At 52.0% G+C, this 12540-nt stretch carries 11 protein-coding genes; 5 read left to right on the forward strand and 6 right to left on the reverse strand.

Annotated features, from left to right (window positions below):
* Window positions 1-281: 281 nt before the first annotated feature.
* From KTE_RS46155 to KTE_RS46175, 5 genes are all read right to left on the reverse strand, one after another.
* A complete protein-coding gene (locus KTE_RS46155; RefSeq protein ID WP_201394197.1) occupies window positions 282-1379 on the reverse strand; it encodes an ABC transporter ATP-binding protein in 1098 nt (365 codons plus the stop codon).
* The gene (locus tag KTE_RS46160) at window positions 1321-3213 is read right to left on the reverse strand and encodes an iron ABC transporter permease (protein WP_201394199.1); all 1893 of its coding nucleotides are present in this window, start codon (window positions 3211-3213) and stop codon (window positions 1321-1323) included. The genes KTE_RS46155 and KTE_RS46160 overlap by 59 nt, the downstream gene beginning before the upstream one ends.
* Complete coding sequence (locus KTE_RS46165) at window positions 3183-4286, reverse strand: extracellular solute-binding protein (protein WP_201394201.1); 1104 nt, start codon at window positions 4284-4286, stop codon at window positions 3183-3185. The genes KTE_RS46160 and KTE_RS46165 overlap by 31 nt, the downstream gene beginning before the upstream one ends.
* Before the next feature lie 174 nt (window positions 4287-4460).
* Window positions 4461-5411: an ROK family protein gene (locus KTE_RS46170; RefSeq protein ID WP_201394203.1), complete on the reverse strand. Its 951-nt coding sequence runs from the start codon at window positions 5409-5411 to the stop codon at window positions 4461-4463.
* Entirely contained in the window at window positions 5396-5677 is a 282-nt protein-coding gene (locus KTE_RS46175) for a hypothetical protein (RefSeq protein ID WP_201394205.1), read from the reverse strand. The genes KTE_RS46170 and KTE_RS46175 overlap by 16 nt, the downstream gene beginning before the upstream one ends.
* 605 nt (window positions 5678-6282) lie before the next feature.
* Here KTE_RS46175 and KTE_RS46180 point away from each other — a divergent pair.
* From KTE_RS46180 to KTE_RS46190, 3 genes are all read left to right on the forward strand, one after another.
* A complete protein-coding gene (locus KTE_RS46180; RefSeq protein WP_201394207.1) occupies window positions 6283-7578 on the forward strand; it encodes an ABC transporter substrate-binding protein in 1296 nt (431 codons plus the stop codon).
* A 273-nt stretch (window positions 7579-7851) separates the two neighbouring features.
* Entirely contained in the window at window positions 7852-8820 is a 969-nt protein-coding gene (locus tag KTE_RS46185; protein ID WP_201394209.1) for a carbohydrate ABC transporter permease, read from the forward strand.
* Between the two features lie 61 nt (window positions 8821-8881).
* Entirely contained in the window at window positions 8882-9778 is an 897-nt protein-coding gene (locus KTE_RS46190; protein ID WP_201393322.1) for a carbohydrate ABC transporter permease, read from the forward strand.
* 72 nt (window positions 9779-9850) lie between these two features.
* Here the strand turns inward: KTE_RS46190 and KTE_RS46195 are convergent, their stop codons facing one another.
* Entirely contained in the window at window positions 9851-10723 is an 873-nt protein-coding gene (locus tag KTE_RS46195; RefSeq protein ID WP_201394211.1) for a cytochrome c oxidase assembly protein, read from the reverse strand.
* Between the two features lie 341 nt (window positions 10724-11064).
* Here KTE_RS46195 and KTE_RS46200 point away from each other — a divergent pair, with 341 nt between their 5' ends.
* Both KTE_RS46200 and KTE_RS46205 read left to right on the forward strand, forming a co-directional pair.
* A complete protein-coding gene (locus KTE_RS46200) occupies window positions 11065-11637 on the forward strand; it encodes a hypothetical protein (RefSeq protein ID WP_201394213.1) in 573 nt (190 codons plus the stop codon).
* Between the two features lie 151 nt (window positions 11638-11788).
* On the forward strand, window positions 11789-12436 hold the full coding sequence (locus KTE_RS46205; RefSeq protein WP_201394215.1) for a DUF4291 domain-containing protein: 648 nt from the start codon (window positions 11789-11791) through the stop codon (window positions 12434-12436).
* Window positions 12437-12540 lie beyond the last annotated feature (104 nt).

Consider the following 12540-nt stretch of genomic DNA (forward strand, 5'->3'; position numbering starts at 1 on the left):
TCCTTTCCGCATCCAGGTAGTATCATGGAAGGCCAGCCTATCTGAATGAAGAATATCGGGACATTGGTCTTCTATGGGGAGTGTGTATGGGGAGGGCATATCCTCTCTAGCATAGGTGTTGTGCTATTATCAAATCCACCATTTGCCACAAAACATGCGCTATGTGATTTATAAGCTCGCTCTGAGTAAGCTCGCTCTGGATGTTTAATCATCCTACTATAGCAGTGTAGCATGAAATGCGACAGAAATCGAGGTCGCGCAAGAATGTCTTTGCTGGCCCTTTATGGTACAACTAGGCAGTGTTCTGGAGGGAGCTCCACCCACACATTGGCCTGGGGTTGGTACTGTGATGCGGCGAAGGCCTGGATATGCTGTTTCTCCCCATTTCCTACCTCTACCAGCGTTCGCCAGCGTCCCCCAACAAAGGATGAATAGGTAACGGTGCCAGCGAAGATGTTAGGATGCTCGCCGTGAGGAACTTCTGGATGCAGCAAGATATTGGCCGGGCGGCAGATGAGATGGACCTGCTGATCAACGCGTAGATCATGGCTGGCCTGGTGAGGCGAGCCAAGCAGTGTGAGATTGTCAAAATAGTGGTTGTCGAGTTGGACATGTAAGCTACTTTCCGCCTGCTGCACAAGCTGTCCTTGAAGGGTATTCACTGGACCCATAAATGAGGCTACAAACTTATTGGTAGGCTGTAGGTAGAGATTGGTAGGTGTGCCAACCTGCTGAATCTGACCATCACGTAGCACAACAATACGATCCGACATGGTCATGGCCTCGTTTTGATCGTGTGTGACATTGATGGCGGTAATCTTGAGTTGCTTGAAGAGCTGAACGAGTTCCGCCCCCATGGTCTCGCGCAGGGATGTATCCAGGCTCGAAAGTGGCTCGTCGAGGAGGAGCAGGCGCGGGGCTGTTGCTAGAGCGCGCGCCACCGATACTCGCTGTTGTTGACCTCCCGAGAGCTGATACGGGTAACGCTTTCCCATGCCCGACAGATTCACCAGCTCTAATAGCTCCTCAACGCGTTTTTTGATGTAAGAGCGTGGCTTACGCCGTAGTTGCAGGCCAAAGGCAACATTATTGAATACGGTCATATGAGGCCAAAGTGCATAATCTTGAAAGACCATGCCCAGGTCGCGCTCCTCGACGGGCAGTTCACGTGACCCATCATAGAAGACGCGACCACCTACCTCGATAGAGCCACTCGTGGGTGTGATGAGACCCGCAAGCATTCTAAGAATCGTGGTCTTACCACAGCCAGATGGCCCCAGGAGGGAGAGGATCTCTCCCTCTTCCATCGTCATATCCACATTAGATACGACTGGTCGTGATCCGTAGCTCTTGCTCAGTTGTTTGATCTTCAGGTACATAAATGGGTTTTCTCCGCACTTGTGCTTGCATCGCCTGGCGAGCGAGCCAGGGAAGGAAACGTATGACGACGAGGGCCAGGGTAACGAGGCCGATATTGAGCATCGCCAGCGCCATGCCGGGACCTAGCTTAAAGGTATCGAAGAGGGCAATGATGCGTACAGGCATCGTTGGCTGTCCGGGTGGATAAAGAAGCTCGGAGGCGGCTAGCTCAAACATGGTGCCGGTAAAGACAAGTAACCAGATGGAGACCAGGCTTGAGCGCAGGAGGGGCCCAACGATGCGCATCAGCAGTTGAGGGAGGCTTGCCCCCTGGACACGCGCCGTTTCGAGCATTGTTTGTCCGATTTGATCCAGCGCGCCCGAGCCTAAACGCGTGGCATAGGGTAGACTACCCCCAACGTAGGCCGCTAGCAGGACCCAGACCGTGCCATAGAACTGGATGCCTGTCGCGCCACCGATGCCAATATACTCCAGGTATGGAGCGTTCCAGGCAAAGATATAGCCGCAGGCAAGGATAATGCCCGGCACTGCAATCATGAGCAGCGTTACAAGACTAAGTACTCGGCGCCCGGGTATCTGTGTGCGCTTAATAATGAAGGCCAGTGGTAGACCCACCAGGGCCGTGACCGAGGCGTTTGTCAGGGCGAGCCAGAGTGTACGCAGCAAGGCATCCAGGTCGTCGGACCCATTTGCCAGGACTGTCGTATAGTTATCCAGGGTCCAGTTGTTGGCTGTCAGACCTTGCCCAAAGGCATGCAGTAATGATAATACCAGGCACATGCTTAACGGGATTAGCAATGCGACTACGAAAACGGCGATGCAGAAGATGGTCGCCGGCCATTTCCAGACACCCAGCGCGAGCGTGTGGGCAGGCTTATTTTTGCCACTGATAACCTGGAAAGAACGTGTGCGCAATATGGCTGACTGAAGTAGTAGCGCCAGGCCAATCGCGATAAACAAGAAGAGCGAGAGTGAGGCCGCCAGCTCGAAATCAACGGGAGATGTGTTGATCGATGTATAGATCTGGTAGGTGACAAGGATCACATTTGAATTCTGGGCGATGGTGGCCGCTGTGCCAAAGTCAGAGAGAGCCTCGGCAAAGACGATCAACCCTGCCGCCAGGATAGCGGGCAGAAGGAGAGGCATATTGATAGAGAGCCATGCGCGCCAGCTGCGCGCGCCTACGATACGAGCCGCATCCTCAAACTCTGAACCTAGCCAGTGCAGAGCTGCTGTCACCGAAAGGTAGACATAGGGAAAGCTCTTCAGGCTGAGAATGAAGATCACCCCGGCAGGCGAGAAGAAACCATTGATCAATGGCGCTGGGAAGTGGAAGTATTGATCGGGTATGCCGCCGCGAATGAAGATCAGCGACCAGGCCTCGCCAAGCAAGAACGAGGGCGTAAAGAAGACGATCCAGACCAGGGTATCCATGCTCCGGCAAAGAGGTAGGTCCGTACGCCGCGCGAGAAATGCCAGCATCGTGCCTAAAGCACAGGCGATGAGTGCAGTCACCAGGCCTATCCAGAGCGAATTGAAGAAAGCCAGGTAATTCTCTGAGTTAGAGAAGACTTTCGTAAGCGCTTCCAGGCTAAACTCCAGGTTGGGGAGCGGATCATAGATGTGAGGAAAGATGCTCTGGAGGATGATGGCCGCCAGAGGATAGAGCACAAAGAGCAGTAGAAGTAGCAGCGGAAGTGCTATTATAAGGAGCTGGCCGCCTCTACGTAGTAGGATACGCCAAAAAGGTAAGGGCCTGGAGGCTGTAGCATCTGCTACAGCCTCCATTGCCGCCTGATCTGTTACTGTCGAACGATGTTGTCGTGGAACCATTGTTTTAGCTCATTCTCCACACTAGCCCACTTGGGAACGTCCAGGGTGACAAAGTTGATGCCATCTGTCTGGCGAGAGACGATAGGAGTGACCCCCTTAATGATCTCAACGAAGTACGTATCGCCATCCGTAGGATCATGGTTGATTGCTACGGTCTGACCGGCGGACGAGATGATCCAATTGACAAACTGCTGGGCACAGGCGCTGTGCCGGCTGTTTGCGGCAATACCAATCTCGCTGGGTAGCGAGGTGACGCCGGAGGTGGGGTAGATAATGCCCAGGGGTTGTCCAGCCTTCTTGGCGGCATAGTAGGCGCTATCCTGTACAATCGCGAACTCGCGCGCGCCCGTCTCGACGCTATTCAAGGTTGGATCATTGGTCTGGAAGATCTTGTCACCATTGGCTTTGAGCTGTTGGAAGAATTGCTTACCCTGATCCTCGCCCCCCATTACCTGAGAGACACCCGAGATAAAGGGATATGCGGGCCCAGAGAACGCAGGATCGTTTTCGGCGAGCAGGTTTTTATACTCGGGTTTGGTTAGATCCTGCCAATCCTTAGGAAGTCCGGCGGCTGGGATATGCTTGGTGTTATACACGATGGCACCAGCCGCGGTAAGGCCTGTAGGATAGTAGGCGTGATCGCTGGGAACGTTACTCATGCCCTGCGTGGTATAGTTGTTAATATTGGGTGAGTTCCATTTTAGTAAGTAGCCCTGGTCATCGAGGGTCTGCATCGTGACATTGCCATCGAACCATGCCACATCCCACTGAGGATTATTGCGCTCAGCCGAGATCTTAGCCAGGAGATTGCCAGTGCTATCATCGACCAGTTTGACATGAATGCCCGTCTGTTTCTGGAAGGCTTTGGCGGCATCCGAGTCATAGCCGATAGCTGAGTAGAGGGTGAAGCCAGTTTGCTTATCACAGCTTGCAGCATTTTGAGTGTTATTGGAGGCTGCGTTGGAGGAGGTCCCCCCACAGGCGACAAGCAAACACGCTACACAAGCAAGAAGAAATAATACATTTAAACGCGGTTTGCGTGTGTATCGGCGCAATGCAAGGTGTATACCCATTATGATGTGTAACTCCTTAGATAGGTAAGGAAAACTTCGCAGTAGAGCAGCGAAAGGGTGGAGCAGATCTCTCACGTTACACATTGTAAAAGCACAAAGTTAATCGAAGTTAATCAAAGTGTTAATGAATTGTAATATTTGTTACATTAGCACACTTGTTACAAGCTACACTTGTTACAAAGCTCGCTCGTTAAAAAGCGTAGGTGCAAAGAAATCTTGCAAGACGAGGCAGCCCGCGCCACGCGCCCAGTTGTCCATGTTTGTATCTGTATCGATGAGCATAGTTAGGTCCTGTCCTAGCTGAGAGAAAATATGTTTCTCCAGAGTGGTGTGCATTGTGTCGCGCATGAGCTCGATACGATGGCCGGCTCCCCCGTCTATCATGATGCAGGCGGGATTATAGAGATTGACGAGTGAGGCGATTCCCAGCCCGAGAAATCTGCCAGTACGATGGAAGGCAAGAATGGCTGCGGCATCACCATTTTGTGCACGCTCGTAGAGGATATCGATGATACGCTCGTCCACCTGTTCACGCTGGAGAGGTTCGATGCTTCCTCCCAGTTCGCGGTAGGTTCCGACAATGCCGTAGTCCGCCACATATGCTTCCAGGCAGCCCTGGTTGCCGCATTCACAAAGGCGGCCATTGTTGAAGAGAGGAATATGACCAAATTCGGCCCCGATGCCTTTTGTGCCCCTGTAAATACCATGATTCAGGACGGTCGCTAGCCCCAGTCCTCGCCCCAAGGAGATAACGAGGAAGTCACTACATGTTTCTCCTTGTCCATAGAGCTTTTCGTAGCTTGCCAGGCAGTTCATCGAGTTTTCAACAAATATGGGCATGCCCAGGCGTTCTGACAGAGGTTGACGGATAGAAATTTGATGCCAATTGAGAATCCAGCTATCGACGCTTATGCCCGTCAGACGATTCACGGGACCCGAAACTCCACAGCCCAGACCAATAATTTTTTGCCGGGGAACACCACTCTTTGCGATAAATTGCTCTACGCATGAGGCGATCAGGGCGACCGCCTCTTCTCCGTGATCGCGCAGGTGCAGAGGAATAGTCTCAATGGTATGGATCTCTCCCTGTAGATCCAGGAGAGCAGCAATTATATGGTGCTCCATAAGGTGAATGCCAATGGCATAGCCCCCTGGGGAGAGAGTTCTAGCAGGCCTGCTTTTCTACCACCCGTTGAGGCAGCCATACCCGTTTCGATGACTAGCTCGCGCTCAATGAGTTGTGTAATTAAGCTTACCACCGTCCCCTGGCTTAAGCCAGAGATTTTTTGCAACTGTGTGCGCGAGATGGGCGCATGCATGCGAATAAGATTAAGCAGCATGTTTTGATTGATCGCACGAATCTTTTTACGTCCGATAGGTTGTAGTTGCATTTCCCTGCACCTCTTTTCCTGCAAAAAACTATTATCATTCATTGACAAAAGTCAGAAGAAAATGCTATTATTAATCTTACAAGTGGGAATTAAGAATTGAGATGCGTCAATAGAAGGTGGTGGTTATACTTCCTGGCCAGAACATTATAGCTTAATTATAGCCGATTTGGAATACAGGCAGCAGTATCAGGATTGCCTGATAGACGTCAGTATGCGACCACAGTTTTTCTGCCAGGAATACGAGTATTTTTCGACGGCTTGCATCGAAAATGATAAACCTTTTAAGTTCTAGCTGTTCAATGTAGCGCAGCGCTACAAAGTTTTGTGAAAAGGCAATACTTTCTCTCCATCTCTCACATAGCATTTCACGTGTGCTATTAATCATATGATTAGTAGAAAGGTACGTGATCTGCCTGTTGTTCTTACCGAACAATAATGCACATCTTCTTTCTACCAGGTGTGTATAAGTATATGTGCATTTGTTTATTTATGTGAGAGCACGGAATACTTATAAGCTTGTTGGTTATTTCTTCAGTATTTGCAAGGTTGAGGGAATAGCTTTCGGTTACATTGTCGTACTGAAATAGTTACAAGGAGCTTAACCTATGTCTCACATGCGTGTCCCCGCGGACATCTCTCGCCGTCGATTCCTGCAATATTCTGGTTCTATGATGCTGGGCGGCTCCCTGCTAGCGGCCTGCGCCGGTACCGGTGGCAGTGGTAGCGGTGGCGGTAGCAGCGATCTTCCTGCCTTGACGCAGTGGTATCACCAGTATGGAGAGCCTGGCACTCACGATGCCGTCCTCAAATATGCCAAGCAATATGACAAGGCAAAGGTGTCGGTGAGCTGGCTGCCTGGCACGGGCAATGAATATCCGGACAAGGTGCGTTCGGCTTTGCTCGGTTCTAATCCCCCCGATGTATTTGAGAACTCATCTCTCTCTCTCGACCAGGTCAAAGCTGGTTTGCTGGCCCCACTGGACGATATCATTGCCGATGTTAAGAGCGACTTCAAGCCTGCCTCGCTGGCGCCCTTTACTGTCAATGGCAAGGTCTACGGCATCAAGATGATCAATGACCCCACCTTTGTCTACTATCGCAAGAGTATGTTCCAGCAGGCTGGCCTGGACATTCCTAAAACGATAGATGATCTGATTGCCGCGGCCAAAAAGCTGACAACGTCGGATCGCAAGGGTATTTATGTTGGTCCCGATGGAGGCGTAAACGCGCTCTATCTCATTGCTGGTTGGGCCTCTGGCGGCGATTACCTCTCTTCGGATAATAAAATTGCGTTTAATACGGATCGTATGGCCGCAGCCTATCAGAAATTGCATGAGCTGAGTACCTCTGGTGGTATTTTGCCGGATGCGCCTACCTTCTGGTGGGACTCCTCGACCTTCCAGCAGGGCCAGGTAGCGATGCAGTGGTGTGGCCTCTGGGCGATGCCGCTTATCAAGAAGAGCGCCGTTGGCGATGACTTTGGCGTTTTCCCCTTCCCCGCGCTTGACGCTCAGAGCCAGCCCGCGACCATCAATGGTGGCTGGGCGCAGATGGTCAGCGCCAAGAGCAAGAATCTTGACGCGGCCAAAGCCTATGTGAAGTGGCTATGGGTTACCAATAGCACGATCCAGAAGGACTGGAATGTGGGCTATGGTTTCCATGTGCCTCCGCGCATTAGCACCTCCGCCCAGACTGATAAACTGACGCAAGGCCAGGCCGCGGACGCCGTGGACATCCTGAATAAGTATGGACACGCGGTCTCCCCTCTCTGGAACGCTGCTATGGATACAGCCTTGCAGAACGCGGTCAGCCAGATCGTCAAGACTGGCCAGAACGCCAAGGCGACCCTGGATGCCGCGGCTGAGAAGTGCAACAGCGAGTTGCAGAAAGAGCTCAGCTAGTTCTAAGGTCCTGGAAAGTCCTCTCTAACTGGTTAATTCAACTTGTCAATTCCAGGCCCTTATGGAAGCGGGGTCTTCCAAATCTCTTCCGGCTCTTGCCTCGGCTCGCGTAGCGAGCCTTCGGGGTAAGGGGTGTGCGCGGAAAATGGCTTTGCCATTTTCCGCGCACACCCCTTACCCTTGAGCGCCGCAGGCGCGAAGGCTCTCCTGAGAAAGTGGAGCCTCCCCATGCTTCCAAGAATTGGAAAGCTCTGCTTATGGAAGGATGAACTTATGAAGTCTCTTACTACTTCTTCGGTCCCCGAGGCGCAGCCCGTGCGTGAGATGGAACTGAGTGCCCAGAAGCGCATACGACGACACTCACGCCGGACGACACTGGTCTTTTGGAGCTTTGTTGGCCCTTTGATTCTTGGGCTGATAATCTTTTTCTATATTCCCATTATCTGGGGCGTTATCCTCAGCTTCGCCGATGCGCGCGCGACCATTACCCCGACCAAATTTGTGGGCTTACAAAACTACATTACGATGCTCACGGATCCTGACTTTACGCATGCCCTGCTGGTCTTTACCATTTTCGCCTTTTTCATTGTGCCAACGACCTTTGCCTGCTCGCTTGGCCTGGCGCTCCTGGTCAATAGTATAAAATTTGCCCAGAGCTTCTTCCGCTCAGTCTTCTTCTTGCCCACGGCCTGCTCTTATGTCCTGGCCTCGATTATCTGGAAGATGAGCATCTTTAATGGCTCGACCTACGGCCTGGCGAACGCTATTCGTCATGCCTTTGGCCTCGATATTATTCTCTGGATCTCCAGTCCGAATCCCCCCTGGTACTGGTTGGTGCTGACGACCGTGCGTCTCTGGCTGCAAATCGGCATTTACATGATCATTTTTATTGCCGGGTTGCAGGACATTCCGCGCGAGCTTTACGAGGCGGCGTATGTCGATGGTGCGAAGAAAGGCTGGCAGTCCTTCTGGTCCATCACCTTCCCTTTACTACGTAATGCCTCTATCTCCGTGCTTTTGCTCAACGTGATCGCCGCTTTCCAGGCCTTTGATGAGTTTTTCAACATTATGACGGGTGGAAACTCGATTCTGGCGCGTCCTCCGCTGGTCTACCTCTATAATGTGGCTTTGACCGGGCAAAACTACGGTACCGGTAGCGCGGGCGGCATTATCCTCACGCTGATTATCATCATCTTTAGCCTGATCCAGGGACGTTTACTGGGCTTTGGCACACGTGATTAAGTGCGCAACTGAAATTTCTCATCAGCAGTAGTAATCCTAGCAGAGAATAAAGGAAAAGGGTATGGCAGCATCCACCTCAGAGACCGTACAATCTCCATCCGTTGGCGCACGCCAGAGAACGAGTGTTTCTCCTGGTAAAGTCATCTGGACCATCATACGCTATGCGGCGCTTGTGATCCTGGCGCTCATCTTCCTGTTGCCGTTCTATCTGATTGTAAGAAATGGCCTGGCGACGGATCTTGAAATTACCTCGCCCCACTGGACTTTCTTTCCCTCCGCCCTTCATTTCGAGAATATTCAAGAGTTGTTCAGTGATCCTGATGTGCCTTTCATCAGCGGGCTGGAAAACTCGGCCTCGATTGCTATCTTGCAGACGGCGGGGCAGATTCTGATTTCCGCCCTGGCTGGCTATGGCCTGGCGCGTATCCCCTATCGCTGGTCAAACGCGATTCTCTACGCTGTCCTGCTCACGCTGATGATTCCTTTCGCGGTCATCTTCGTTGAAGTATACGTTGTCGTATCGTATCTCAACTGGGTCAGCACCTTGCAGGGCCTGGTGGTGCCCGGCGTCTTTAGCGGCTTTACGGCCTTCCTGTTCCGCCAGTTCTTCCTGAGTTTTCCGCATGAATTGGAGGAGGCGGGTCGTGTGGATGGCTTGGGGTATTGGGGCGTCTTCTGGCGTATTGTGGTGCCTAACTCCTATGGCATCATTGCGGCCTTAAGCGTGATTACCTTTATTGCCAGCTGGAACTCCTTCCTCTGGCCCCTGGTGATTGGTCAGGACCCTACAGCCTATACCGTGCAGGTCGTGCTCTCGAACTTCCTGAATGCGCAGGTACTCAATCTGCATGAGTTGTTTATCGGTGCGGCCATTGCGATTCTGCCCCTGGTGATCGTCTTCTTCGTGCTCCAGCGTTACATCGTTGAGGGTTACAGACAAAGTGGCCTGAAGGGGTAGATTATAATCACAATTGTAAAGAGGCCGGGTCCCCAAGGATCCAGCCTCTTTACAATTGTGATTAAGCGGTATCTATTCCTCTTCGTCTTCCATGCCTTGTTCCAGGGCGAGGGCGAGCGCCGCGTCGGTCTCTTTCTGCCTGGCCTCTAGTTGGAGCATCCAGCGCAGGAAGAGGATGCTGGCCATCACGATCATGAAAATGGCGCCAGGAATCCACATGATAGAGCCGCCCAGTTGCTGGTCTGTGACGGGAGAGAGGCCGATCAGATTGCGCTTGTAGACGTCGTAAAGCGGCTGCATAAAGGTCAGGCCAGCGCCAATGACCACCATGGGCATATCACTGAGCAGGATGTAGAGCATCTTCTCCAGCAGATTGAGCTCATAGGCACGCTCGACTCTGGCGCCAAAGAGCGGCCACCAGAAGATAATGCCGGTAACCAGGTAGCAGACCTGGGCCAGTGCGTGCAGGTTATGGTTGGACATCATGGCATTGAGAATGGGCGGTGCATGCCAGAGCCAGATGTTAGCGTTGAAGAGCACAGGCGCGATAAACGGGAATGTAAGCCATTTCCAGGTCGTCTGCGCAAACTTGCCTTTTAAGATCGCCTGTGCCAGCCACTCGGGGATACCGACCACGAGGAGGGGCGAGACGATGAGTGATACCAGCAGGTGTTGCGTCATATGACCCGTGAAGGAGACCATCGCAAAGGTATCGAGAGGCGAAATTAGTGCCACGAAGAGCACGAAGACACCTAGGAGAAAGGCAATGGTCTGGCCGCGCTTGAGTTGCGCCTGGGGATGGACCATTGTCCGATAGGGACCGATGGCGTACAGGTAGAGACCGATAATGACCAGGAGGAAGACCAGGAAGATGGGGTCCCATGTCCATTGAATGTACCAGGGCTTAGAGAAATCCAGGCCCATTTCCCGCATGTGTTCAAGCATCTTGTCTATGTCCTCTATAGTTGCAACGGAGCTGGGGAGAGTGGTTGAGCGACGCTGCTAAAGCACGCGTCTACATATCATGGTTCACCGTGCGTGGCCCAACGCTGCTAAAGCACGTGTCTACACACGGCTCTAGCCTTCTCCCTTTGTCGCTGAAAATTTCTGCTTATATCATAGAGCACTTCTGTCAACTTGACCACCCCTGACCATATTATCACTCCCCTTTCAGGTGTAATTCAGGAAGCTGATGTATTCATTCAATGTGAAGTGATTCGCTTCTATATATCGACAGCCCCTGCATTCAAGGCTTAAAGACCTGTGTTTTTTGGAGGATACATTTTATGAGCTTACGAAGACATACTCTTCTCTATAGTATGGTGTTTGTGTTGCTACTCTTCCTGGCGGCATGTGGTGGCACAGCCAACGGCGATAACGGTTCTAACGCGTATACTACTACTCCTCAATCGAACGCTGTGACTCCCACGCCTACGACTGGAGGGGATGGGTATGGCAATGGCAATGGTAATGGAGGGAATAGTGGCGGAACAAGCGGTGTCGTGATCAAGACGGCCTCAGCCACGATTGAGAGCAAGGCCACAACCATCCTGACAGACGCGAAGGGCATGACGCTCTACTATTTCACGCCTGACACAGCATCGAAGGTTGCCTGCACGGATGGCTGCGCGCAGAGCTGGCCGCCACTCCTCTATTCAGGTTCTGACACGCCTCAGACGAGTAGCAAGCTACCAGGGCAACTGGCTACTCTGGATGCTAACGGCGGTAAGCAAGTTGTCTATAATGGGCACCCTTTGTATACATATAGCGGCGATTCGGCTGCGGGACAGACCAATGGCCAGGGGATTGGCGGCAAGTGGTTTGTCGCGACCGTTGACCTGGGGCAAAACAAAGCATAAAAATTCTCTTACCATGTTTGACTTTCCGCCAGCTGTGTCACGAGAGGTTCCTCTCGTGACATTTTTTTGTGCATGTGGATGCGCTTTTCCTCATAGTGTATTAAAATATTAAACATATTTGATGCGAATATATACTTATGGAGAGCAATTTATGAGCGAAACCCATCTCCTCACCGAGCGTTACGAAGATCAGCTTAAAGTATGGCCTCAGCAGGGCAAGCACATTCTTGCGCAGTATGACGAGACATCAGTCGTAGTGTACCAGGCATACAGGCCAGCCATCGGGCGCTTTGCCGCCAGGCGCGGCTATTTTGGCGGAGGATTCTCGCTGGAGCGCATGAGCTGGGTGAAGCCCAATTTTCTATGGATGATGTACCGGAGCGGTTGGGCGCAGAAGGAGCACCAGGAAGTCGTGCTGGCGGTGCGCCTTAAGCGCGCTGCCTTTGACGAAATCCTGGTACAGGCGGTACATTCGACCTATAAGGAAGCGTTATATGGAAATCATGAGGCCTGGAAGCAGGCCCTGGAGACCTCACATGTACGCTTGCAATGGGACCCTGATCATGATCCCAGGGGCGCGAAGCTTGAACGCCGGGCCATTCAACTGGGTTTACGCGGGCCAGTCCTGGTACAGTATGCTCGTGAGTGGATTCTTGATATCGAAGATATCTCGCAATTTGTGCGTGAGCAACATCGCTATGTCGAGTCAGGAACCCTTGATCAGTTGATTATGCCCGCTGAACGGGTCTATCCAGCCGCAGATTCCCATGTAGCTGCGAGACTGGGAATGACAATGTAATAGATAATAATTCCTTGCATAAGAAGCTTTAAATCGAAAAAGGTTAATATGGAGGACTTCTGGTGTAGGTTTGAGACGATTTACGGAGAAGGCGCGTGAGATTA

The organism is Ktedonobacter sp. SOSP1-85, from assembly GCF_016587415.1.
GTDB lineage: Bacteria > Chloroflexota > Ktedonobacteria > Ktedonobacterales > Ktedonobacteraceae > Ktedonobacter.